Source organism: Pantoea sp. nfd-35 (genome assembly GCF_056892255.1).
In genome coordinates this window covers 1,746,262-1,772,098 of record NZ_CP122403.1, presented here as the reverse complement: position 1 = coordinate 1,772,098, position 25,837 = coordinate 1,746,262, and the positions used below count along the sequence as shown (strand labels likewise).

At 55.0% G+C, this 25,837-nt stretch carries 19 protein-coding genes; 3 read left to right on the top strand and 16 right to left on the bottom strand.

Annotated elements, in window-relative coordinates; genetic code table 11:
• Positions 1-9: 9 nt before the first annotated feature.
• The 7 genes from tagF to P9J57_RS08205 form a co-directional block, all read right to left on the bottom strand.
• The gene (tagF, locus tag P9J57_RS08235; protein ID WP_013026247.1) at positions 10-723 is read right to left on the bottom strand and encodes a type VI secretion system-associated protein TagF; all 714 of its coding nucleotides are present in this window, start codon (positions 721-723) and stop codon (positions 10-12) included.
• Between the two features lie 14 nt (positions 724-737).
• Positions 738-4,364, bottom strand: coding sequence for a type VI secretion system membrane subunit TssM (tssM, locus tag P9J57_RS08230; RefSeq protein ID WP_370606625.1), 3,627 nt, complete (start codon positions 4,362-4,364; stop codon positions 738-740).
• A 3-nt stretch (positions 4,365-4,367) separates the two neighbouring features.
• A complete protein-coding gene (locus P9J57_RS08225; RefSeq protein ID WP_013026249.1) occupies positions 4,368-5,609 on the bottom strand; it encodes a DotU family type VI secretion system protein in 1,242 nt (413 codons plus the stop codon).
• A 16-nt stretch (positions 5,610-5,625) separates the two neighbouring features.
• Positions 5,626-6,966 (bottom strand): type VI secretion system baseplate subunit TssK, encoded by a 1,341-nt coding sequence (gene tssK / locus P9J57_RS08220; RefSeq protein ID WP_014605520.1) that lies wholly within the window; start codon positions 6,964-6,966, stop codon positions 5,626-5,628.
• Between the two features lie 21 nt (positions 6,967-6,987).
• Entirely contained in the window at positions 6,988-7,491 is a 504-nt protein-coding gene (gene tssJ / locus P9J57_RS08215; protein ID WP_013026251.1) for a type VI secretion system lipoprotein TssJ, read from the bottom strand.
• A gap of 23 nt (positions 7,492-7,514) precedes the next feature.
• Positions 7,515-8,114: a hypothetical protein gene (locus P9J57_RS08210; RefSeq protein ID WP_014593989.1), complete on the bottom strand. Its 600-nt coding sequence runs from the start codon at positions 8,112-8,114 to the stop codon at positions 7,515-7,517.
• Positions 8,115-9,225: 1,111 nt separating this feature from the next.
• Positions 9,226-10,641: an EmmdR/YeeO family multidrug/toxin efflux MATE transporter gene (locus P9J57_RS08205; protein WP_024470994.1), complete on the bottom strand. Its 1,416-nt coding sequence runs from the start codon at positions 10,639-10,641 to the stop codon at positions 9,226-9,228.
• Between the two features lie 394 nt (positions 10,642-11,035).
• Here P9J57_RS08205 and P9J57_RS08200 point away from each other — a divergent pair, with 394 nt between their 5' ends.
• Positions 11,036-12,490, top strand: coding sequence for an AMP nucleosidase (locus P9J57_RS08200; RefSeq protein ID WP_014593991.1), 1,455 nt, complete (start codon positions 11,036-11,038; stop codon positions 12,488-12,490).
• Between the two features lie 82 nt (positions 12,491-12,572).
• On the opposite strand, the gene P9J57_RS08195 is transcribed toward P9J57_RS08200, so the two are convergent.
• Positions 12,573-13,337 (bottom strand): hypothetical protein, encoded by a 765-nt coding sequence (locus P9J57_RS08195; RefSeq protein WP_105088260.1) that lies wholly within the window; start codon positions 13,335-13,337, stop codon positions 12,573-12,575.
• A gap of 324 nt (positions 13,338-13,661) precedes the next feature.
• Positions 13,662-14,960: an NCS2 family permease gene (locus tag P9J57_RS08190; protein WP_014593993.1), complete on the bottom strand. Its 1,299-nt coding sequence runs from the start codon at positions 14,958-14,960 to the stop codon at positions 13,662-13,664.
• 444 nt (positions 14,961-15,404) lie between these two features.
• Between P9J57_RS08190 and P9J57_RS08185 the strand changes: the two genes are divergently transcribed.
• Positions 15,405-16,148: a response regulator gene (locus P9J57_RS08185; protein WP_042676783.1), complete on the top strand. Its 744-nt coding sequence runs from the start codon at positions 15,405-15,407 to the stop codon at positions 16,146-16,148.
• On the opposite strand, the gene P9J57_RS08180 is transcribed toward P9J57_RS08185, so the two are convergent.
• From P9J57_RS08180 to P9J57_RS08155, 6 genes are all read right to left on the bottom strand, one after another.
• Positions 16,085-17,137 carry a carbohydrate kinase family protein gene (locus P9J57_RS08180; RefSeq protein WP_105088262.1) on the bottom strand — a complete coding sequence of 351 codons (1,053 nt, stop codon included), beginning with the start codon at positions 17,135-17,137 and terminating at the stop codon, positions 16,085-16,087. The two genes, P9J57_RS08185 and P9J57_RS08180, sit on opposite strands and share 64 nt — an antisense overlap.
• Positions 17,138-17,998 (bottom strand): ketose 1,6-bisphosphate aldolase, encoded by an 861-nt coding sequence (locus P9J57_RS08175; protein WP_015700010.1) that lies wholly within the window; start codon positions 17,996-17,998, stop codon positions 17,138-17,140. It lies immediately after the preceding gene.
• The gene (locus tag P9J57_RS08170) at positions 17,998-18,690 is read right to left on the bottom strand and encodes a D-lyxose/D-mannose isomerase (RefSeq protein ID WP_013026260.1); all 693 of its coding nucleotides are present in this window, start codon (positions 18,688-18,690) and stop codon (positions 17,998-18,000) included. Before P9J57_RS08170 ends, P9J57_RS08175 begins: the two co-directional genes overlap by 1 nt.
• A 48-nt stretch (positions 18,691-18,738) precedes the next feature.
• Entirely contained in the window at positions 18,739-19,677 is a 939-nt protein-coding gene (locus tag P9J57_RS08165) for an ABC transporter substrate-binding protein (RefSeq protein WP_013026261.1), read from the bottom strand.
• 71 nt (positions 19,678-19,748) lie between these two features.
• Entirely contained in the window at positions 19,749-20,729 is a 981-nt protein-coding gene (locus tag P9J57_RS08160) for an ABC transporter permease subunit (protein WP_014593999.1), read from the bottom strand.
• A gap of 10 nt (positions 20,730-20,739) precedes the next feature.
• Positions 20,740-22,254: a sugar ABC transporter ATP-binding protein gene (locus tag P9J57_RS08155; RefSeq protein WP_014605513.1), complete on the bottom strand. Its 1,515-nt coding sequence runs from the start codon at positions 22,252-22,254 to the stop codon at positions 20,740-20,742.
• 144 nt (positions 22,255-22,398) lie between these two features.
• Between P9J57_RS08155 and P9J57_RS08150 the strand changes: the two genes are divergently transcribed.
• The gene (locus tag P9J57_RS08150) at positions 22,399-24,999 is read left to right on the top strand and encodes an ATP-binding protein (RefSeq protein WP_370606623.1); all 2,601 of its coding nucleotides are present in this window, start codon (positions 22,399-22,401) and stop codon (positions 24,997-24,999) included.
• Here P9J57_RS08150 and phnE read toward each other — a convergent pair.
• The gene (gene phnE, locus P9J57_RS08145) at positions 24,953-25,837 is read right to left on the bottom strand and encodes a phosphonate ABC transporter, permease protein PhnE (RefSeq protein WP_013026265.1); all 885 of its coding nucleotides are present in this window, start codon (positions 25,835-25,837) and stop codon (positions 24,953-24,955) included. The two genes, P9J57_RS08150 and phnE, sit on opposite strands and share 47 nt — an antisense overlap.

The following is a 25,837-nucleotide window of genomic DNA, read 5'->3' as shown; positions in this document are numbered from 1 at the left end:
CGCTTCGCCTCAGGATTCAAACATCGGGGGATAAAGTCCGTTTCGTCCCGGCTTTGCACCGCCTGCCGGATCAAACAACAGGGAAAATAACTGCGCGGTTAAGTTTCCACTGTGGACATGGGTGTAAAGCGGAAAACCGTCGCTCTGATTCGTCCACCAGAAACTGGTCTGGAACTGCGGATCAAAGCTTTGGGACGGCAGATGCCAGCTCAGTGTTGAATCCTGTTCACCGTTGCCGATCACCGCCAGAATATCTGATGACGCCTCATCCTGCTGAGGCTGCGGCAGCGGAATGCTCAACAGCGCCTGATCGAACTGTTCGGGCGTACCGCCATCCTGAACCGCCCGCAATAAGGTATTTCCCATCTGGTGATACCAGTCGCCTGAACGCGTCAGCAACAAAGGCATCCACTCCGCTGGGGTAAAATAGCGGAGGGCACAGAGGGGATAATGACGACCCACGCTATCGCGTGCGGCCGTCAGACAGCCCATTTGAATCAGTTGCGTACCCAACATCGGTGGTACCACAAAATTCCACACCGGGGCTTTAAGAAAAGCCCGAGAAGGCGCATTTTCGCCTTCAGCACTGGTCTTCCAGTGGTGCAATCCCACCTGAAACCAGTTAGACCACTGGCGCTGCAAGGTATCGGGAAAGCGTCGTTTAACAAAATCACCCGAACTAGGCAGTTTGCCGTACCAGCCAGGTGCTGCGTAATGGGTCATAGTCAGGTCCTGTTTCAGGGACAGCTAAATGCGGGTAGCTGGAAAGGATTACGAATGCTGCCTGGCGTGAATGACAGCGTCACATTATGGCCGTCCACACTAAAGCTGGCTTCGCGAGTCAGTCCACCTACCGACGTCACCCGTGCGCGATCAAAGAAGCGATTAAGCGCCCATGGGCCGCTGGTGGTCAGGGTTGAGGTCGTGCCGTTCGTTAGCCCCAGTTGCATGCGCACCTGACTGGTTCCACCTGGTCCGGGCCAACTCACTAACTGCACTGCCTGTGGTCCATGACTGTAGCGCAAAATCTGTCCATCGACATCCAGCGTCATATTCAGGATATCGTTATCCATCTTCACCGTCCGTAACGTGACGCGGAAGGATGGCGTAGTGGCCCCATTGGCAAAGAAGGCGTCGCGAATCGACTGCGCCTGCTGGAAAGGACGCAGCAAGGCTTCGCCGCCTGGCAAGGTTTTGCCATCAATGCCGGGCGTGAAGCGCCATGCCGCACGTGTGGTATCCACTTTGCTGGCCAGATTATCGCGGAAGAAGCTGTCCATCAATCCGGTTCCCGGCGCAAACATGCGCGCCAGGTCATCAGGCGTGACTTCGCTGCGTGCATTCCGGACCAGCGGGTAACGGCCTGCTATCGCCTGACGGCAGAAGCTGCCGACTTCCATGGTGATGCGCTTGCGAACGTTATCCATGTCGCGACGCTGTGCATCGCTGCTGGCGCCCACTGCCATGCCTGACACCATATTTTGCAGTGAACCGGGCAAACGTCCGGCGCTGGCCTGCAAACGGCTAATGGCATCACTCGCCGGCGGTGGCATACCGCTATTCGCGGCATCCTGCACGGCAGTGAGATAGCGATAGAGATCGTCGATCTGCTTAAGAAAATCATCAACGGCCAGGACCTTACTGCCCTGCTGTAACGGCTGTGCCAGCTCGATGACAGGTGCAAAGTGCGCGGTCACCGCCTGCTCGGGCGTTTGCTGCACCACCGCCTGCTCGCCGTTTGCGCGCGGCGAGGTAAACAGTGCCTGCAGCGTTCGTGTGGCGCTGTTATCCGATGACGCGGCCGTATCTTTGGCATTCTTGTCTTCAGGCTGCGCCCGGGTGAGCGTGAGCTGTTTGCTCAGGTTAATCACTAACTGCCGCAGCGGCGAATGATTCCCTGACAGCAGGCGCGCCGTATTAATACGTTGGGTCAAATCGGCGCTGCTGTTGAGTTGAATATCGCTGAGAAACTGCTCCCACTGGCGGATGTAATCCTGAATATAGAGCTGGCGCACCGCAAGGTCGGTTTGTTTGCTGTCTTCATGGGCCGTCTCTGCACCCAGCACCCAGATATCGTCTTTGTAGAGCGCATCCGTGACCGGCGCGATCTGTTTATCCACATGGTTCCAGTAGCCGTCTGGCGTAAAGAGCCCGGAAACACCTTCATTGACAGACTTACCGCTTTTACGGGAAAACACCAGTTCACTTTGCGGTCCACCCAGCGCGGACAAGGTAACCGGTGACATTGAGCCATCGCGTTCCAGCAGGCGTTTCAGGCGTCCGTAAACGCGCTGTGACAGCGGCATCTGACTAATCAGCGCCTGCTCGCGCTTTACCAGCGCATCATCCTTCGCATAGGGCGAGGACTGAATCTGCGTTTCCAGTAGCTGTTGCAGGTGCCACGCCAGCTGTTTCACCTCAGCCTGAGTCACGTCCTGCGGCAATTCACGCGAGATGTTTAACATCATCCACGCCTGAAGAAACTTACCGTCATAGTGTTTTGGCTGGTACAGCATCTGATAAGCCTTGAGCGCCTCATAGCTGTAGTCAGCGTCACTTCCCGTATCATTGCGTAACCAGCGGGTGATATTCTGGGCAACCTGCGGCATCAGCAGCTGTTTCAGCGCCCTTTCGTACAAGGCCAGGGTCGCATCACTGACTTCCGTTCCGCGATACAGCCCCATCCGGCGCGTGAGCGGCGGATGCTCCAGAGAAAAGGAGGCGCTTTCAGGCAGGTGCAGCAGCGTATTGAGGTAAGGCACCAGTGCAAAGAGGTTGCCGTTCACCTCTTTTTGTAACTTGTCACCGAGTTGCTCAACCTGGGGGCTTTTCGCCGCCATCTCCTGCAGGTAGGTTTTGTTTTTGTTATAGCTCACCAGCCACAGTGCACCGGCAATGAGTACGATAACCAGTAACGCCAGATAGCCCGACCACAGGCCCACGCGGTTACGTAGCTCCCACCAGCGGTTACTGCCGGCCAGACCGGACTCCTGGAAGATGACATTTTCCAGCACGCCCTTAAGGAAAAAGCTCTGGCCTTTGTTTTGAGGGATCGGCGCGTCTTTGTCCACTTTGTCCCAACTGCCCGACTCACTCTGCTGCTGGCCTGGCAGATGCAGGGCGCGCGTCAGTTCACCCATTACGCGGTCAAAGGGTAAGCCTTCCTGCGTACCGCTGGCAAAGTAGATGCCGCGCGGGGCGAACTGCGTTTCGAAATCGGAACGCGCAAACAGAATATCCAGTGCCTCAGCCAACTGAGGACGCAATGCCGCAAACTCCTGTGGAAACAGGTAGCTTTCGGCACGTGCCTGGGCATCACTTTCCGCCAGCAGTACATCGGCAAGTCCGGCATCCAGGCGCTGCTGCAGCAGCGAATATTCCTGCTGAAACTGGCTGCTGAGTTCAAATTCAGCCGTTGATGCTTTGGCCCACGGAAAGGTAAAACCCCAAATCTGCTCGCGCTGTGCCTTATCCAGGCTGGCAAAATAGCTGCGGAACCCCTTTAACAGGTCGGTTTTGGTGACCAGGACATACACCGGAAAGCGAATACCGAGCCGATCGTGTAACTCCATCAGACGCTGGCGCAGCGCCACGGCCTGATTGCGCATGGCCTCGGGCGACTGTGATAACAGGTCTGCCACGCTCAAGGTGACGATGACGCCGTTAACCGGCTGACGGCCACGGTATTTACGCAGGAGGTCGAGAAACTGATGCCATTCGCCGGCATCGCGCTCCTGCTGGCTCTCCTGCGTGGTATAGCGCCCCGCCGTATCCAGCAGCACGGCTTCGTTAGTAAACCACCAGTCACAGTTACGCGTCCCGCCGATCCCACGTAGCGCAGCCTTACCGAACTTGTCCGCCAGTGGGAACTGCAAGCCAGAATTCACCAGAGCGGTGGTTTTACCGGCACCTGGCGCGCCGATGATCATGTACCAGGGCAGTTGATAGAGATATTGATGACTGAAGCGCTGCGCCCAGAAAGGCGCACCTTTGCTGCTCTGCCGCTGGAAGTGTGCTTTTTTCAGCATCTCAGTCGCTTCAGAGAAGCGGCTGGCTAGCACCTGATCTTCACTGGTCAGTCGCTTGCGGTCTTCTTCCGGCGTATCCGATTTGCTGGTTTCCAGGCTGGACATCAGCTTACGGTTGAGCCAGTAGTTATAGACACGCGGAATCGCCTGGCTCAGGCCCCAGACAACATAGAGCAGCGCAATACTGATTACGCGGTTCTGTTCTGACTCCAACGGACGGGAGTCCACAATCGAGAACACCGGGCCAATGACCCAGATAATAAACGAAAGTGCGGTGATACCGACAAAGCCCCAGGCCAGACGGCTGGTCAGTACCGCAAATAGTACATTCAGCATGGATTAGTTCCCTCTCGCCAGGCCGTTAACTTCAGCTTGCGTCGTATCAGGTGCAACCTGCAGCGTAATTTCAACACGACGATTACGCGCGCGATTTTCTGCACTGGTATTCGGCACCAACGGATGCGTTTCACCCCGCCCTTCCGCTTTAACGCGTGATGGTTTTGCCAGCTGTTTTTGTAACAGCGTCTGAACAGACTGGGCACGGGCCAGAGACAGCTCATAGTTGGAGGCAAATCGGGCACTGCGAATCGGTACGTTATCGCTGTAGCCCACCACCAGGATTTTCCCGCTGACGTTATTCATGGCTTCAGCTACACGCTGGATAACGGCATCATAACGTCCGCGAACCTCTGTCGAACCGGATGCGAACAAGCCATCGCCTTTCAGCGTCACCACACTTTGATCTGCCTCATCGCGCACGGCCACCAGGCCTTCGTCGATTTCAGGTTTCAGGAATGACTTCAGGTTCAGTGACGGCGGCGGCGGCGGTGCCGGATTACGAATCTGCACTTCTGGCAGCGTCGTTTGGTAGATTTTGGCCAGCACGGGCGAGGTGTAATCCCCCAGACGCCAGTTCAGCACGATATAGAACAGGCAGGCAGCCAGGCCCGCCAGAGCCGCACAGGCCCACAGCGGAATCATGGGGCGCCAGAGTTTACGCAGAACCGGCTGATCGGTCGGATGCGGCGACAAGGCGGCGGCAAAGCTGCCCCTGACGCTCCTGATCATCTGCAACAGACGCTGTTTAATCGTATCCAGTTGCGAGCGTCCATTATCCAGAACCCGATAGCGCCCTTCAAAACCAAGCAGTAAGCAGAAATAGATCAGCTCCAGTAACAGGATGTGCTGACGCGGGTTTTGCGACAGTTTCGCCAGCAGCTGGAAGAATTTCTCCCCGCCCCAGGTTTCGTTGTGGAAGGTGACCAGTAAGCCATTACTGGTCCACACGCCACGGCTTCCCCAGGGCGTCAGTGCTGCGGCTTCATCAAGCGCCGTACACAAACAATAGCGCGCGCCAACGATCACCTCATAGCTCAGTCCGGACTGCTGGCAGGCCAGCTCGAAACGGCGGATCTGGTCAATCAGCTGTTGACGTAAACGTGCGGGATCGTCATGGGAGACGGAGTGACGAATCTGTGGAATCGCGTTAATCAGCGGATTCGCTGCAGCCACCAAACTATTCTGGTGGCTAAGATCCTGCTGAAAAGCATCACTGTTCGGTTTATTTTGTTCCTGCATCATGCCTGCTCAGTTTGAATTATTCTGACTGACTGCGAATGGCCCAGAACTCCATGTTCAGGCCCGGAAACTCACCGGCAAGGTGCAGCGCGAAGGCACCCGATCGCTCCATCTCCTGCCATAGCTCGCTGTTCTTATCCAGCTCAAAATAGCTGTATCCTGCGTGCCATGGGATCTGCGGTGGCGCACCCGGCATGGCTTTCAGGGCAAGGCCCGGTAGCTGCAGTTGGACGAGATCGCGAATTTTGGTGACGGGGGCGACTTTCATCTGCGCCGGGAAATGCGTTTTCAGCGCGTCGGCCGGGACGTTTGCTTTTACGGCCAGCACAAAACCGAATTCACGCACCATGCTGTTATCCGGCACGGTCGCCACATTCAGGCCGTGTGAGCGTTGCGTCAGCGGCAACTGAATGGCGCTCTCTTCCATCACCTGCGACAGGCCTTGACGGAGCAATAGCGTCAGGCGGGAGAAGCAGCCCTGCAGGTCGTCGTGGTCATAGAGAGGGAAAGCATCCGGCGTACGCGCCTCTGTCCACGTTGCCAGCTCAGCAGCCAGCTGCAGCCAGTGGCTGTAGAGGGTTTCAGGATGTAATAGCGGCAGATGCTGCAGATGCGCATGAAGGCCCAACTGGCGGTTAAGCAACGCCAGCAGCATAAAATCAACCATATCCGCGCTGTTAAAGCGGCCCGTTCCGGGTGCGCGCTGGCTCAGCTGCTGGCTACGTTGTTGAATCATGCCGTGCAGGTCGGTCATCATGCTCTGAAGCGGACGACTGCCAGCAAGGGTTAACGTGGGAGGGATATAATCATTGTCTAAACGGATATGGTTGTCACTGCGCTTTTCAACGATCTGAGCAACGCCCATCGCCGTCCATTCCGCCGTGAGATCCTGCTCCAGCATCAAGCGGAGGCGCAGCTTGCCAAACTGAACGGTGGCCGTTCCGACAGCCTGCGCATTGTCATCTTCAACTTCCGCTTCCCAGGCCAGATAGCGAGCCAGCGAATCAGGCGCGTCCTGAAACGTCACCGCCTCGCGACCATTGCGGCGAGCGGGAATGGCCAAAACCACTTTGGCGCGGTCGGTATTGCTGGGGACGTCCAGCGGCGCAGGGCCGTGTTGTGGCTGACTGAAGGCAAAAAACGTTCCATCCGGCAGGCATCCACTGGCGGCGCTCAGTGCCAGTTTACCCTGCCGCAACAGCGCTTCATCAAATTCGAGATCGAAAAATCCCCAAACATAAGGGCGTTGCGACTGGCCCCATTCACGCAGCGAGCTTTGCAGAAAGTTTTCTGCCTGCTGGAAATGGTGAGGACGTAAAAACATCCCTTCCGCCCAAACAACCTTTTCGGCTCTGTTCATAATCATCCTTTGAAGACGGTTTTATTGCTTAACGGGACGCATGCCGGCATCGTCAACGATAATGTTGGCGTTTAACTCACCATCATTGCTTTTCCAGAACTGCCAGAACGAGCTGCTGTCACTGTCTGGGAAAGGCAGCGCAAGTCGCCACACCTTGCCATCCAGCTTTTGATATTCCGCCATGATGCCGATAAAGCGCGCGTCGGGAAGGCTTTTGGCACTCAGCGTTTTACTGAGCTGACCGGACATCAGGAAAAACTGCTGATTGTTGAGCAGCGTATTTCCCAGTGCGGTAGCGGGTTGATTCTGCAAAGTGAAGAAGTCGGCGGACATAAATTCTGCATCAGACGTCAGCAACATCACCCGGACTTTGAGAGGTGCGCCCGAATTGATGGAAGGATGTGCCTGGAAGTGCAGGTTGTATCGCGCAATATCAGGCTTACTGCTACTGCATGCCGTTAGCAGAAGCAGCAGGAAGGGCCAGATCCATTTTGCCAGGCCAACGCGAAAGTAAGTTTGTGCCATTTCTGTCCCTCCCTGCCCCTGACTTAGTTAATGATCCAGGTACCGTTATTCTTGTTCTGGCACGCCTGGCTGTTTCCATCTACAGAAACACAGGTTTTTTTCTTGGCGGCGGCACGCGCACGACGTTTCGGCTGATCGGCTTTAACGGTCTGATCGTACAAATCGCTTTTCACCACGGCGCGGAAAGGCACATAACCAACAACTTTTATCGCGCTGGTTGTGGCCTGAGCCGGTGCCGCTTTGCTGTCAGTGGCTTTGGCATCGCTGGCTGCTGGTGGCGCTTCAGCCTGCGCTTCTTCACCTAATGCCAGCCAGTTATTTTCAACCTGACCCACAACGGTGTAGGTTTCACCTGTTTTCAGGGTTTCGACGACTTTGCCGCCGAAGTCCGGACGCGTCATCACCGATGCAGGATATAAAGCGCGATAGGATTCATTTAATGCGGAGAACTGCGCCGGCGCAGCAACGGCATGACGATGGATCAGGGTTGTGCCATCAACGGTGCTGCTCACCATTGTGTCATCAGTCATTTTTGGCGGTGTTTTACAGCCTGCAACAGCAAAGACAAACATCAGGCTTAATGCAATTCGAAAGTTCACCATTTTCTTCATATTTAGTTCCATTAATACCCAAACAAGTGGCCATTGGCCGGTGTTAAGCAAACCCTGTTGCAGAACGAGCGATGCTGGCTGCCATCTGGAGCCAATACACTGATTAACAACACAATTTGCCTGAATGAGATGAGGTAGTGAGTTTAAAATTTTCTATTCGATGAGAGTGAGCAGGTGTGAAACTGCCCATGAAACCTGATGACCGGAACAAGACGGCTGAATTCGCGGTTAAACATTCAGCAAACTGACAAATTCCTAAACGCAAACGTCATTAAGGCAGCCTGGTTAAGCGTTGCTCAAAACCGATTCATAAAGCTGAATCGTTAAGTTTAATAAGGCTGATTAATCGTTATAAGTGTGGGGAGAATGGCAACATCCTGCTTAAATTCCAGTCGATCTCACACAAATAGCAATAAATCAATGGCTTACAAATTAAACTGCAGCACCATAGCTACCGCACGAGCCTCAACATCCTGCTCGCCTGTGTAAAGTTCTTTTCCATTTCTTAACATCTTACACAGCTTTACATAATGCCTTAAAAAATTCAACACAGCCCCGAGCGAGCTTAAATAGTAAAAATATTAATGTATAGTATTATCTCAAACTTCAGGCACTTGTTAACCAAATGCTATCGAGGCGATAAAAAACCCCGATTTAGCCCTGCCAGCCGCTTCGTTTAGATAATTAAACATTAGTAGTATGAATATTTAATCATGGTAATAAGGGATAAAACGGCCAGCGAAGCGCCCTGAAGCTGATTTTCTTAAGTCTGAGATCGTAATTAAGTCAAATTTTTAGAAAACACGAAGCGTGTCATTTATTAAAAAACCAATAAATACAACAGGTTAAATATTTAAAGCATTGCTAAATTAAGAATTATCTTAAGTAATATATCGGGGAGCAGTGTTGGTTTTAGCCGCAAGCTGGATCAATAAAAGGCAATGTGAGTGATTTTAATACAGCCAGAGACTAAGCCGCGGTGGATTGCACAAGCGCAGGACGTGCCAATGGCCCGATGTGAACAGCGGTATGGGCTGAAATCACTCAGGCATTGAATGGCACAGTATTTATCGTCGCCACCTGGGTTAAAGCGGCGACAGAGATAACAAATCAGGAAAAGGAATTAGGATGGCCCGGCTTTCGCGATCATTTTACGGTAATTATTCAGCCATTTACCGCTGGTGAACCTTCCCCAGAAAAACAGCCCTCTCACTGTCCAGTCGAGGAACATGCCAAGCCAGACGCCGATGACGCCCATTCCCAGTTCAATGCCCAGCAAATAGCCAGCCACGACCCTTGCACACCACATACTAAACATAGAGACGTACATCGTGTAACGTGCGTCACGCGCGCCTTTCAGCCCAGCCGGTAAAACCCACGACGCTGCCCAAATCGGCATAAACAAGGCATTGAGCCAGATGAGGTGTTTCGTGACATTTATCACTTCAGGATCGCTGGTATAGAAACGTGCCAACAAGCCCGCCAGCGGAACGGTCAGGGCCGCAACGCACGACAGGCAAATGGTTGCCAGCCAAAAAACATGCTTCGCCTGTCGTTCAGCCTGAAATACCTGGTATTTACCTAGCCGCTTTCCGGTGATGATGGTTGAAGCCGATCCAAGCGCGTTACCCGGCAGGTTAATCAGCGAGGCAACAGAAAACGCAATAAAGTTACCCGCGATCTCATTGGTGCCCATGCCAGCCACAAATACCTGGGTCAGCAATTTACCGCCGTTAAACAGCACAGATTCGATACTGGCAGGCACGCCAATGCTCAGTACTTCATAAAGTATGCTGCTGTTCCAGCGACGAAAATAGCTGGAAAGCGTGATTTTAAGCGAAGCATTAAATCCAATCATTAACACATAAATAATGGCGAAAGCGCCGATGTAGCGGGTGATGGTTAACCCTAATCCAGCGCCGACAAACCCCAGTCCATCCCATGAAAAGCAGCCGTAAATAAGTACGCTGCTGATCATGATATTGAGGATGTTCATCCCGCCATTAATCAGCATCGGGATCTTGGTATTCCCTGCCCCACGCAACGCGCCACTGCCGATTAGCGTGATGGCCGCTGCCGGATAGCTCCATGCCGAAACCTGGAGATAGCTCAGCGCCAGCGCTTTTACTTTCGGTTCGGCAGCGCCGGCAATGGCGTCAATAATCAGATGGCCCCAGAACTCAATCGCAATGACCAGAATTAGCGCCAAAATGGTCATCATCGCCAGCGACTGCCGCGTAGCGGCACGCGCCCGTTTACCATTACGCCTTGCCAGACTGAAAGCGACCACCACCGTGGTGCCCAGATCGATGGCGGCAAAAAAGGAGATGATGACCATATTAAAACTGTCAGCCAGGCCAACGCCTGCCATCGCCTCTTTACCTAGCCAGCTGACCAGGAAGGTACTGAGCACGCCCATTAACAGCACGCAGGCATTTTCAAAAAAGATCGGGACTGCAAGAGGCGAAATTTCACGCCAGTACAGCGTGCGGTAAGAACGACGTTTGGGATACCACGCCGTGCGCTTAATCGCCTGCACCACTGCTACGCCGGGATTTTGCAAAGGAGTACCAAATATGAAGAAGTCGGGGAAAGAGCTCTAATGATGGTAGCCTGCGGGCAAATATGCAAAACGTTTTGCATTCCTGTTAAATCATCGTTACACACTTTTTTTACCTTTTTCCTCACCTTGTTGAATCATCGCGTTGCCGATGTCATCGCACGATCATGCCCGGAAACGGCCCTCTTCTTTACCAAAAAGCGGAGGCAGGCGTCAGGTTTGTCTGCATTTTGATGTAAACCCACGCACCAGCGCTAAGCCTCGCCCATAACTGGCGGCAGCAAAATGCGCTTGATCATAGATTCTTCACCAAATCCTGCGTTAAACCCGCTAAGCTTGGGGAAATTGTCGTAAGAACGTTAAAGGAGAGGTTATGCCAGCCCAACGGAAAAATCTGACACGCCAGCAGGCTCTTGATACGCTTGAGCAGATGTATGATGAAGCCGTCAACGCTCTGCGCGCATCAATTAAGGCCTATACGGAAGAAGGCTCGCTACCCGATCCCGTTGCCCGCGCGCAAGGTCTGTTTGTTTATCCTGAACTACGCATTACGTGGCAGGGCGACGGGCCTCAGCAGAATCGCACCAGAGCCTGGGGCCGCTTTACCCATACTGGCAGTTACAGCACCACGGTGACGCGCCCTGCTCTGCTGCGCCATTACATCTCTGAACAGCTGGCCATGCTGGAAAAAGAGTACGAGGTGACGATCGACGTCGGTCCTTCGCGTCAGGAAATTCCCTATCCTTATGTCATAGACGGGTCCGATCTGTCGCTGGATCGCACCATGAGTGCGGGGATTGCGCGTCACTTTCCAACGACTGAACTGTCGCAGATTGGTGATGAAACGGCAGATGGTTTATTTCATGCCGATGCGACCTTTCCTCTGTCTCACTTTGACGCGTTGCGCACAGATTTTTCGCTTGCCCGCCTGCGCCACTATACCGGCACGGCGGTTGAGCATTTTCAACCCTTTGTCCTGTTTACCAACTACACGCGCTACGTAGACGAATTCGTACGCTGGGCCATTGAACAGGTTCGCGATCCTTCAACCCCTTTCGACAGCCTTGTGTGCGCGGGCGATGTCGTTCTGACGGCGAGTACAGAAGACAATGAAGCCATGCTGTCTGACCTGGCCTGGAAAAAGCATCAGATGCCAGCCTGGCACCTGACCTCACCCAATCGCCGGGGCATTACGTTGATCAATATCGGCGTGGGCCCGTCCAATGCTAAAACAATCTGCGATCATCTGGCGGTCATTCGTCCTCACGCCTGGCTGATGATAGGGCACTGTGGCGGCCTGCGCGAGAGTCAGCGCATTGGTGACTACGTGCTGGCTCATGCATACCTGCGCGACGACCACGTGCTGGACAGCGTTCTGCCGCCCGACATTCCGATTCCAAGCATTGCCGAAGTTCAGCGGGCTTTGTATGACGCAACCAAGTCCGTGAGCGGTATGCCAGGCGAGGAGGTAAAAGAACGGCTACGCACCGGAACCGTTGTGACAACAGACGATCGTAACTGGGAGCTGCGCTATTCAGCCTCTGCCCTGCGTTTTAATCTGAGCCGGGCCGTGGCTGTCGATATGGAAAGTGCAACGATTGCTGCTCAGGGATACCGTTTCAGGGTGCCTTATGGCACATTGCTGTGTGTTTCGGACAAGCCGCTGCACGGTGAAATCAAACTGCCGGGCCAGGCAAACCGCTTTTACGACGGCGCGATTTCAGAGCATTTACAGATTGGTATTCGCGCGGTTGAATTATTGCGCGCCGAAGGTGATAAGTTGCATTCACGTAAGTTACGTACGTTTAACGAACCGCCTTTCCGTTAAACAATAATGAATGAAAAAGACGGTATTAATGCGAAAATCCTTCCCGTTAATACCGTCTCGTTAATTAAGACGATATTACGAATCAGGCCGCGTTCAGAACGGCGGTATTGATGAACCAGGCAAACACCGCAAGAATAGCCGGTACCATGAGCGTCCAGATAAGGCGGTTATTAAGGCTTTCAAAGCGTAAATCCAGTTTATCGAATCGTTCATCAATCCTGTCGAATCGCTGGTCCATGGCATCCATTCTCCGGTCCATCGCATCCAGTCGCCGATCGATACCATCAAGCCTGAGATCAATACCATTCAGTCTCATATCAATGCCGTCCAGTCTCTTGTCGATGCCATCAAACCGTATATCCATTGCGTCGAGCCGAGCGTCAATGCCGTTAAATCTCACCTCATTAGCAGCGAATTCTTTGTAAACATCATCAAACTTGGCATTGATAATGTTAAAACTTACCTCGATAGCATTAAATTTATTAGCAAAATTGAATAAGATGCCATCGATTGCTGAAAGTTTGCCTTCGATGCTGACCAGCCTGCCATCAACATCGTCAAAACGGATGCTAAACTGTTGGACTTTCTCTTCCAGCAGCGTAAATCGCTGAACCCTTTCAACATGAAACACCGCCTGTTCCGCACGCAGAAGCTCAAGATCGGCTTTGGTCGCAAACGCCATAGCCTGCCCGCTAAAAAGCGCCAGGTCGATTTTTATTTGATGGTTGTCTTCTTCAAGCCGCTCAAAGCGCGTCTCAAAATTTTCCATTTTTTTGCCTCCTGTCCAGCGATGACTGAGGGTCAAATGCGGATTACCGCGATTCCGTTTTCCATACAGATTGCCCATGAGCTTTTCCTGACAGGCGGATTAACTTAATCCATTAACGTAAGTCGCAACCTGCTTCAGCATTATTGAAGCAAAGTCTTGCGCAATAAACATTACCTGATTGAATAAAAAGGAAAAATAAAATGGGAATTGTTCTTTTCCTTTATTCACAATGTTGAGTCAAAGAATAAAAGCACGGCCGCGCGAAGAAAAGGGCGTAGATCGATATTCTGGAAGGGTGCGCACAATGATGGAAAATAACAGAGAAAACAACCGCAAACGCTTTTTAAGTTCTAATGTTAAAACCGTTACAGCATATTCAATATGCTGTAACGGTTGGATTAATCAGGCGCTCAGCCAGCCGAGCTTAATCACAAATAATACAGACAGAACAATCAGTGCCGCATTAATCTCTTTGGTGCGTCCGCTGAGCAACTTCACCACGGTCCAGGTAATAAAGCCAAAGGCAATACCGTTAGCAATGGAGTAGGTCAGCGGCATCGTCAGCGCGGTCACGGTTACCGGGGCAGCAGTGGTGATGTCTTTCCAGTCAATTTCGGCCAGCCCGGACGTCATCAAAACCGCAACAAACAGCAATGCTGGCGCGGTGGCATAAACCGGCACGCTTGACGCCAGAGGAGAAAAGAACAGCGCAAGCAGGAAAAGCACCGCAACCACAATCGCCGTCAGGCCGGTACGACCGCCTGCGCTCACTCCGGCGGCAGACTCGACATAACTGGTGGTCGTAGAGGTGCCCAGCAGCGAACCAAACAGCGCAGCCGCACTGTCCGCAACCAGCGCGCGTCCCATTTTGGGCACATTGCCCTGCTCGTCAGCCAGCCCGGCGCGTTTGGTTACACCCAATAGCGTGCCGGTGTTATCAAACACATCCACGAACAAGAACGCGAAAATCACGCTAATTAAGCCAACGTTAAATGCACCCGCAATATCCAACTGCATGAACGTTGGTGCGATTGAAGGCGGTGCAGAAAATACACCGCCAAATTTCGTCAGACCAATGCCCATCGAGATAAAGGTGATGATCAGAATGCCTATTAAGACCGCGCCCGTGACGCGACGCGCTTCCAGTACCACGATGATGATAAACCCTAACATCGCCAGTAAGGGGCCCGGCTTCGTCAGATCGCCAATCCCCACCAGGGTAGCCGGATTATCCACAACGATACCCGCGCCTTCCAACGCGATAATCGCCAGGAAGAGACCGATCCCTGCGGCAATACCGGCGCGCAGCGGCAGCGGAATGCTCTTGATAATCCACTCGCGAATCTTAAATATCGATAAGGCGAAAAAAATCACTGCGGACAGGAATACCGCGCCCAGCGCAATCTGCCAGCTGTAGCCCATGTGCAAGACAACTGTATAGGTGAAAAAAGCATTCAGCCCCATGCCCGGTGCCAGCGCAATCGGGTAGTTGGCAATCAGTCCCATTAACACCGAACCAATTGCGGCTGCCAGACAGGTCGCGACAAAAACAGCCCCTTTATCCATGCCGGTTGCACCCAAAATACTGGGGTTAACAAACAGAATGTAGGCCATCGCCAGGAAGGTGGTGATACCGGCGATGACTTCAGTGCGTACAGTTGTGTTGTGCGCTTTTAATTTAAATAGTTTTTCTAACATCATTATCTCTCGATGATAGAGACGTCACTCAGGTGCGCGTTCTCTTGCCAAGGTTATGGTCATGCTGTTTGTTGTGATACTGAGGGGCCGCCAGTGCTGTCGCATGCCAGCCCGACCACCCGAAATACGGTTTTCGCTTTCCTTTGTCACATGAGCAATTGCAAAGGCTAAAGCAATCGCTGTGCCAGCCTGATACGCAATCGATTACCTGGATACACGTCAGCGAGCCTTAAGATAATTCTGAACCAGATCAGGGCGCGATTATGGTGCATTGCCCCCTGAACGCGCAATCGTTTTCCTTCCCCCCTGCCCGGCAAAATTATGCGTTTCCGCACGCTTCAGCATTTTGTCAGGCGACGCTGGTCACGTTTCAGCTGCATCAATCAGCAGGCCATGCTGGAATGTGTAAACTCGCATTTAACCCTTCAGTAACATTGAGGTCACAAGATGAAGCCAGCAATTTTGGTGGTGGATGACGATCATGCCGTCTGCGATTTGTTGCAGGACGCACTCAGTGAACATGCGTTGTTGGTTTATCGCTGCCATCAGGGGAAAGATGCCCTGACGAGGGTGCGCGAACATCCGGATATTTCCCTGGTTATGCTTGATATGATGTTGCCCGACACCAACGGTTTACTGGTTTTGCAGCAGCTGCAGCGACTGCGGCCTGATATTCTCGTGATTATGTTGACGGGTATGGGTTCGGAAGCGGAAATGGTGGTAGGCCTGGAGATGGGGGCGGATGATTATATTGCCAAGCCCTTTAATCCACGCGTTGTGGTTGCGCGGGCGCGGGCGGCTCTCCGGCGCAGCGGGCGCGTGGTGTTGCCGGAAACTGACCATGAGGGATGGCGCTTTAATGGCTGGCTGCTCGATGAAACGCGCTGCCAGTTGCTTAATCCACAGCGAGAAACCGTGCCGTTAACGCAGGGTGAATATACCTTGCTGCGCGCGATGGTGCGGCACGCGCGTAAGGTCCTGACGCGCGACCAGTTGCTGGAACTCACCCACAGCGAAACGATGGACGTGTTTGACCGCACCATCGATGTGCTGATTATGCGGTTGCGGCGGAAAATCGAAGCAAATCCCCATCAGCCCGGCCTGATCCGCACGATTCGTGGGCTGGGTTATGTTTTCTCGGCGGACGTGGTCAAACCTGAAGGTTTGCGGCTCTCCACGCAAACGGCCTGAGCCATCCACTGCTGCATGTCGGTCAGTGGACGAATACCGTCGATTGCATTGGCCGCGCGCAAATTAAACCGGGCGCAGGTGTGCGCAAGTTGCAGCGTTGACAGCATGTCATCCCCTTCATGGCTGGCATACAGTACACCCGCACAAAATGCATCACCTGCGCCAACGCTGCCCACAATCTCGTTGGGTGCCAGCTGCCACGCAGGCTGCCAGATGCCCTCGCCGCCGACTTCCTGCCCCCATGCGCCTTCGGGCGCGTGTATCACCACGCGCTGACGCACCCCCTGCCCGGCCAGCCACTGTGCAGCCAGGGAAAAGGCTGCGGGTGGTTGAATACCGTTATCATCCCGCAAAACGACGCCAGACAACGCCTGGGCTTCCAGTTCGTTAATAACCAGGTAATCTAACCAGCGCAACGCAGGCAATACCTGTGGTCGGTAATCCCCGGCACGGGACGCCAGGTCGAGCGAGGTAAAATAGCCACGCTGCTGCATCTGGGCCAGCAAACGGGCGCTGCGCGTGCCGAATTCGCTGTCCGCGCCGTCCAGCGTTTCAAGCAACAGTAAATAGCCCAGATGAAAGATGCGCTGCGCATCGTCTACAGCGGCGAAATGCGTTCTGTCCAGCAGGGCATTTGCGCCAGGGGAAAAGAAAAACGTTCGTTGCCCGTCCGGTGCGGTCATCACCTGCGTCATCGCGGTGGGTTTATCGCTGGTACGTTGAACCCACCGATGATCGATCTGCGACGCCTGCATGATAGCCAGCAGGTAATCACCGTCGGCGTCATTGCCTAGCAGGCCAATCGCCACCAGCGGAAGCTGACACTGCATGCGCGAAAGGGTAAGTAAAACATTCAGCGGTGCGCCGCCTGCCGCCTTTTCGCTATGCTGTACCTCAGCCAGCCAGCCCTGTTCCGGCCAGTGGCTAATACGATGAACGTAATCCACCAGCATCACGCCAGCGGCCAGAATGCCGCGCCGCGCCTCCATTTACGCCTGCCCTACGCTGCCGAAAATCTTCATCTGCTGCATCACGGTTTCACAAATTGCGTTCTCCACCGCCATCAGCAGTTCGGCAAACTCGTCATAGCGGGTGTTGCGTGAGGCCAGACTGCGTTCCACCGCGTCGAGTGCCGCCTGCGACATGCCGGTATAGAAGTTGATTTTATGGATGCCGAGTGAGATCGCCCGCCGGAAATCCGCGTCGCTGATGCCTGAGCCACCGTGCAGCACCAGCGGTACGCCGGTTTGCTCGCGGATAACCGCCAGCCGGTCAAAATCGAGTTTAGGCTCCCCTTTGTATTTCCCGTGGGCGTTACCGATAGCCACCGCCAGCGTATCAATGCCGGTTTCACGCACAAACTCAGCAGCCAGCCGTGGATCGGTAAATTTTTCGCTGTCGGCTTCGCCAAATAACGCGCCCCCTTCGTCTCCGCCCACCGCACCCAGTTCTGCCTCAACCGACACGCCGACGGCATGTGCCGCTTTGACCACTTCACGCGTCTGGCGAATATTCTCTTCATAACTCAGCGTTGAGCCATCGAACATTACCGAGGTGAATCCCAGACGAATCGCCTGCATCACCGCCTCAAAGTGCAAACCGTGATCCAGGTTGAGCACCACCGGAATCGCGTGCTTCGCCGCTTCAAACTTTATCGCCTCAACCAGCTGGTCGAGCGTGACGTATTTAAAATGCACTTCCGCAATATTGATGATAAAAGGCGAGCGTTGCTGCTCTGCGGCCGCAAACAGCGCGCGCAGAAAATGCGTGTCCAGAACGTTAAAGGCGCCCAGCGCGTACCCCTGCTTCTGCGCATGGGCCAGCCCCTGTGCCAGAGAGATCAAAGCCATTATTCACTCCTCAGATTGAGCCAGTGGGAATAGTCGTTACAGAGCAGCCGGTGCGGTTCCTGATCCTCATCAAGGGCGTTAAAGCGCGCCAGCGGCGTCAAAAATACGTTATCGTTGTCATCATCGTTAGGCATCGAGACTTCGCCAACCAGCACATCGCCAAAGCCGTTTTCGCCCCAGAAGCTGTGCCAGACGCCGGCGATTAACGTCACGCTTTCGCCCGGAGACAGCCTGAGTTGCGAACCGGCCGCATGGGTTTGTGTGATGCCATCCAGCGATACCGTCACCGGCGAGTTCGCCTTCTCATTGCCTTCACGGTTATACAGTTCGACGATCAGATTGCCGCCCCCGCGGTTGATGATGTCTTCCATTTTGCGGGGATGATAATGCATCGGCGTGACCTGCCCTTCACGCACGTGCATGACTTTTTCAGCATAAGGTTTGTGCCAGGGCTTGCCGCCCGGCGAGCCGTTGCGCAGCGTAAAGAGCGTCAGGCCGGTTTGCAGAAAATCATCGGCGCCAAAGCTGGTGAGGTCCCAGCCCAGCCGTAACGCGATAATTTCCTCAATGTCGCCCTGCTGCTGACGCCACTGACTGAGGTCGTAATCAGCCCAGGGCGGCAGATTGATATCCTGGCGTGTAAAAAAGTCCCGCGTGTTTTGCAAAAACACATTCACTTCGGAGCGTTGCATCGTCAGCTCTCCCGTTAAAGCGGCACCCGACGATGCCGCGCGCCGGTTTTATTTCACTGTCCAGCCCTTGTAGCTGCTGACGTTATTGCGATCGATTAATTTAACCGGGATCAGCACGGGTTTATCCGGTGCCGGTTTGCCCTGAAGGATGTCGTAACCGATCTCGACGGCTTTAGCTGCCATCACCTGCGGATCCTGGGCTGGCGTAGCGGCGAACAGCGAGTTCTTACGTTTCAGCGCTTCCTCACCATCCGGCGAACCATCCACGCCGACGATAAAGAACTCGTTACGCTGGGCCTGTTTTGCCGCCAAATCGGCACCGATCGCGGTCGGATCGTTAATCGCAAAAACCGCGTCGATTTTTGGATTGGCTGACAGCAGGCCGGTCATCACTTCCAGCCCGCCTTCACGGCTGCCTTTGGCGTTCTGATTAGAGGAAAGCAGCTTAATATCCGGATGGCGTTTCAGTTCGGTCATGCAGCCTTCCACGCGGTTTTGTACGGCAGAGACCGGCGGGCCGTTAATAATCACCACATTGCCTTTGTCTTTCAGGCGATCGGCGATGTATTTACAGGCCATTTCACCCGCCTGGGTGTTATCAGAGGTGATGGTGGCGTTAGCGCCATCTGCGGCGACGTCGACCGCAACCACAACGATACCCGCATCACGCGCGCGCTTGACCGCAGGGGCAATCCCTTTTGAGTCGGCGGCATTCAGGATAATCATGTCCACTTTTGCCGCAATGAAGTTATCAATCTGTCCCACCTGCTGCCCGAGATCGTAGCCACTCGACACCAGCGTGACTTTTACGTTATCCCCGGCCAGCTGACGCGCCTTCATCTCTGCACCTTTGGTGATCTGCACAAAGAATGGGTTAGCGAGGTCGCCTACCGTTACGCCAATCGATTTCAGTTCTTTTGCCTGAGCCACACCGGCACTGAGCAGCGTTGCCGCCAGCAGCCCGGTTACAATCGGATTAAAACGCATAGATCTTCTCCTGCTGTGATTTATCTGCCAACTGCTGAATGGCGCTTTGTTTGCTCTGCGCATGGGGGCTGTCAGCCCACATGATGACGAGTACGATATTTATCGATCAGGACGGCGATGATGATGACCGCACCTTTAATAACCAACTGCCAGAAGTAGGAGACGCCCATTAATGTCATGCCGTTATTCAGCGTGGCGATAATCAACGCCCCAATCAGCGTGCCGGTGATGGTGCCGATGCCGCCGACGAAACTGGTGCCGCCCAGAATCACCGCGGCAATGGCATCCAGCTCATAACCCACGCCCAGATTGCCGTTGGCGCTGTAGAGGCGCGAAGCACTCATCAGGCCGCCCAACCCCGACAGCAATCCGCTCATGCCGTACACAAATATCAGCACCAGGCCCACTTTGATGCCGGTCAGTCGCGCGGCCTGAATATTGCCGCCCACCGCATAAATATGAACGCCCAGCGTGGTGCGACGCAGAATGAACCAGCAAATCGCGATAACGGCGAACGCGATGACGATCAGCCAGGGCACCGGCCCCAGGTAGCCATTGCCTATCCACTCAAAGTTAATATCGGAATTGATCACCGTGGTGCCGTTGGCCAGCAGATAGGCCGCCCCGCGCAGTGCAGTATAGGTGCCGAGCGTGACGATAAACGGAGGCAGTCCGGCCCAGGCCACGAGAATGCCGTTAAACAATCCCATCACCAGCCCGGCGCCCAGCGCCATCGGAATAGTAAGCGACGCCAGCATCGGGTCCAGCGACGTCAGCAGCGCCACCACCGCCGTGGTGCCCAGCATCGAGCCCACGGACAAATCGATACCGCCCGTCAGGATGACAAAGGTCATGCCTGCGGCCAGCACGATATTGATGGAGGCCTGACGCGTAATGTTGAGCAAATTGGCTTCGGTAAAGAAGTTAGGCGTGACAAAACCAAAGACCGCCACGATTAAAATCAAAATCGGTAAAATGCCCACGGTCTGCATAATGTCGCCCATCAGAGCGCGTTTGACCGTCGGTGGATTAACACGTGCCGTTTGTGTCATTGTTTTATCCTCATACTTCAAGCGGTGATGCGCTGTGCGCACCGGTTGCCAGCGTCATGATGTTTTCCTGAGTGATCGTATCGCCCGCCAGCTCACCGGCGATGGCACCCTCATGCATCACATAAACCCGATCGCTCATGCCAACAACCTCCGGTAATTCGCTGGAGATCATGAGAATGGCTACGCCCTGACGCGCCATTTCCTGCATCATGCGATAAATTTCGCTTTTCGCGCCGACGTCAACGCCGCGCGTTGGCTCATCCAGAATCAAAATACGGGGACCGATGGCGATCCAGCGGGAAATCAGCAGCTTTTGCTGGTTGCCGCCCGACAGGCCCCCCGCACGCACCAGCGCGTGGGGCACGCGAATATTGAGCGAGGAGATCGCTTCGCTGGCAATTTTCCGCGATTTACCGCGGTTAAGCATGCCGTAGCGGGCATCACGCTCCAGCGTGGCCATGACGATGTTTTCCTGCGCGGCCATCTCCAGAAACAGCCCCTGCTCTTTACGGTTCTCGGTAAGAAAACCAATGCCGTGCGCAATCGCCTCACGTGGCGAGTGAATATCCACCTTCTGACCATCGATCCAGACGTCGCCCTGTTTAAGCCGGTGCACGCCAAAGATCAGCTGCGCCAGCTCGCTCCGTCCCGCGCCCACCAGGCCGGCCAGGCCGACGATTTCGCCCGCCCGAACCTCAAGGCTGCTGGGATGCACTTTGTCGCCGTCGGACAGATGATTGACAGCCAGCCGGACGGCCCCGCGCGCTATCGTGCGATCTTTATTGAACAAGTCGCTGAGCGGCCGCCCCACCATCATGCGCACCAGCTCGCTGGCATTCAGATTGTCGCGCGTCAGGCTGCCGACATACTGCCCGTCACGCAGCACGCTGACGCGATCTGACAGCTCATACACTTCCGCCATACGATGACTGATGTAAATAATGGCCATGCCTTCGCTACGCAGGCGCTTGATCAGGGCAAACAGTTGTTCGGTTTCACGGTTCGAGAGTGCGGCAGTCGGCTCATCCATCACCAGAATCCGGCTGTTACGGTGTAAAGCGCGCGCAATTTCCACCTGCTGCTGCTCAGCAATACTCAGCCTGCTGACTTTGTCGGTGGCGCTAAACTGCGCGCCCAACCGGTTGATCACCTGCTGCGCCTCATCCGCCATCTGATGACGTTTCACCATGCCTGCACGGGTAATTTCACTGCCCAGAAAGATGTTTTCCGCCACGGTAAGATTGGGCGCCAGATTGATTTCCTGATAGATCAGCGTGATTCCGGCGGCTAACGCCTCTTTAGGGCCTTTCAGCTGCCAGGGTTTGCCATCAATTAGCACCTCGCCGCTGCTGGCCGCATAGGCCCCCGCCAGGATCTTCATCAGGGTGCTTTTACCCGCGCCATTTTCGCCCATCAGGGCATGGACCTCACCGGGATACACCGTGAGATCCACCCCTTTCAAGGCGTAAAAATTACCAAAGCGTCGGGTGATCTCGCGCATTTCAAGTATCGGCTTTGCTGTCATCTACCCGCTCCTGCTGGTTATGGATAGCAGCGAGTTAAGCAGTGTCAGATAAATGGAAAATGTCAGAGGCCATTCATATTTGTCATATTTCGCCTCGTCCTCACTCCTATACTCGGCTCATCGTCGCACGAGCGGAGAGTCTTTATGCAACGCAGTTCACCGTGGCAGGTCGGGGCGCGCGGTCGCCTGTTGCTGTCTCATTTATTGGTGGTGTGCGTCACCTTAATGGTGAGCGTGGTGGCGGTGACCAGTTTTCGCCATGCGGGCACCATTCAGGCCCAGGCCCAGGCGCAAACGCTGGCTGATATGAACGGCAGCCTTGCCCTGGCGCGCGATACCTCCAATGTGGCCATCACGGCAGTGCGGTTGTCCCAGGTGGTCGGTGCGCTTGAGTATCAGAGCGAATCACGACGTTTACAGCAGAACCAACAGGCCCTACAGCACTCACTCTCTTTACTGGCGAGCACGCCACTTGCCGCGCGTGAGCCTGAGCGCGTGGCGCGCCTGCGTGCGCGTAGCCTGATGCTTGAGCAGTCGGTGAGTATGCTGTTGCGTCAAGGCCATGAACGCCATTTACAGCGCAACAGGGTGCTAAGCGGCTTGTGGCAGTCACAACTGCTGCTTGAACGCATTAATGATCTGACACAGCGCGACGGCATCAACGCACCCGATTTAACGCTGCGCCAGCAAACCGGCAGACTACTGGATATCGCGATTCGCACGCCGTCATCGACGGCGGTCATCGAGCACCTGCAACAGGTGATGATGCAATGGCGCAGCGTGGTCGCGCCAGGTGCACTGGGCGACAATGTACAGCAGTTGCTGGAAACACAGCGCGGCCTGGTCCCGTTGGCCGCAGAGCTGGAGGAGAGTGACCTGGCGATTGCCTATGCGACTTACCGTATCAAGGCGCTGGTGGCGGCGCTGAATGATGACATTACCGCTTACGTCCAGCAGGTCGCGCAGCAAACGGAAAGGCGTAACATCACCACCCATCATCAACTCGACTCGGTTAGCGGCTTTATCATGCTGTCTGCCCTGCTGGCGCTGGCCATCACCCTCTATACCGGGTACTACATTTACCGCAATCTGGGCTCCAGTCTTACCGCCATTGCCGGTGCGATGACCCGGCTGGCACAGGGAGAGCAGAACGTCAGCGTGCCGGGATTACAGCGTCGGGACGAACTGGGTGAACTGGCGCGCGCGTTTAACGTTTTTGCGCGAAATACCGCCTCTTTGGCCCAGACTTCTCGCCTGCTAAAAGAAAAAAGCACCCAACTGGAGTCAACCTTCCTGGCCATGCGTGACGGTTTTGCCCTGTTTGATAACAGCGGAGAACTCGTGGTATGGAATGCGCAGTATCCGGCACTGCTGGGCATCGCTCCCCGCGATCTGCATCGCGGTTTGCACTATCAGCACTTGCTGGAGCCGCTTAATGTGCAGTTGCACGATTTAGCGGAACCCCAGGAAGTGAGGCTGGCAGACGGCCGCACGCTGGAACTGCGTTTCAGCCCGGTACCACGGCGCGGAATGGTCAATACGGTGCTGGAGCGCACTTCGCGTAAGGTGCTGGAAGAGGCGCTGGTGCACAGTCAGAAAATGAAAGCGGTGGGCCAGTTGACCGGCGGCATCGCCCATGATTTTAATAACCTGCTGGCCGTTATCATCGGCAGCCTGGCGTTAACCGAGGGGCAACTGGCACCCGGCCCCGTCGCCAGCCGGATTGAACGAGCCCGCCAGGCGGCGGACAGAGCGGCACTTCTGACCCAACGGCTGCTGGCCTTTTCACGCAAACAAACCCTGAATCCCCACGCGGTTTCCGTGGTGACATTGATCGAGAATCTACAGGGGCTGCTTCAGCATTCGCTGCTGCCCGGTCAGCATCTGATCATCGATGCCCAGCGCCCCGGCTGGCCGGCCTGGATAGATGCCAGCCAGCTGGAGAATGCGGTGATGAATCTGGTGGTCAATGCCAGGGATGCGATGGGTGGCCAAAGCGGCGAAATCCGCCTGCGCATCTGGAATCAGCGGCGAAGCGAGCAAGGGGAAAAACGTGACCGGGTGACCATCGAAGTGATCGATCACGGCTGCGGCATGTCCGACGAGGTGCGTGCTCAGGTGTTCGAACCCTTCTTCACCACTAAGACCACCGGAACCGGGAGCGGGCTGGGACTGTCGATGGTGTACGGCTTTGTCCGCCAGTCGGGTGGACAGGTGGAGCTGGAAACGGCCCCCGGTCAGGGCACAACGGTGCGGCTGTTGCTGCCGCGCGCGCCCGATGCCGCAGCCGCCCGGCCCCCCGTCCATGCCCCGTCTCACCCCGCGGCTGCAGACGATCGTCTGATTCTGGTACTGGATGATGAACCGGCGGTGCGGCAAACCCTGTGCGAGCACCTGCATCAACTCGGCTATCTGACGCTGGAGTGCGCGACCGGCGAAGAGGCGCTGGCGCTGTTGCACCAGACACCCGATATCGATCTGTTAATCAGCGATTTGATGTTGCCCGGTGAGATAAACGGCGCAGAGGTCATTCGTCAGGCGCAGCAAAAGTGGCCACAGCTGGCAACCTTGCTGATCAGCGGCCAGGACCTGCGCCACCAGCCCGTTACGCTGCCGCTGTGTGAGCGGCTGGCGAAACCCTGGCAGGCGGCACAGTTGGTGGAGGCGCTGCAGCGCGCCTGGCAGCGGAGTGCAAGGCTTAATCGTGCCCGCCAGGCTGCCACAACGGCACCGGTTTCCCAATGATATAACGCTTACGCAGGCGGCTTGAGATGGCATCCATGATCATCACCACGACCACCAGAATCAACGTCAGGAACATCACCACATCCCAGTTCCACAGACGCATATTCTCAGCATAAACCAGGCCGACACCGCCTGCGCCAACAAAGCCGAGCACCGCTGCTGAGCGAGTATTCGACTCGATTTGGTAAAGGCTGAGCGCCAGAAACTGCGGAAACGACTGGGTGAAGATGCCGAAACGGTGTTTCTGCAGGCTGTTCGCCCCCAGTGCACCCAGCCCACGACTCGGGGAACGCTCCACCGCTTCATGTCCTTCCGAATAGAGCTTACCTAACAGGCCAACGTCCTGCAGGATAATCGCCAGCACCCCGGCTAACGGCCCCATGCCGACGGCACGCACAAAGATCAGGCCCCAGATCGCCATATCAATGCCGCGCAGCATGTCGAACAGGCGGCGCATCAGGAAAGCAATCGGTCTGGCAACTTTATCGTGCATCACATTACGCGCCGCCAGAAAGGACAGCGGCAGCGCCAGCAGCGTGGCGGTTATCGTGCCGGCAAACACGATCGCCAGCGTAATCCCGACCTGAGAGAAATAGTAGCCAAAGGGCCAGTTGGCAAAGTCTTGCCAGACAAACATACGCAGAAAGTAGCGTCCCAGCTGCTGGCAGCCAACCAGCAGGCGGCCCCACTCGATACCGTAGACCATAAAGAAAAAGACGTAATAGAGCACCAGCGCCAGCGCCAGCATGGCCAGACGGCGCAGATAGCGGTGCTGCGCAGCGAAGAGTTCATGATGCTGCTGCTTCATCGCCGTGATATCCGGCGCGAGAGTAACCAT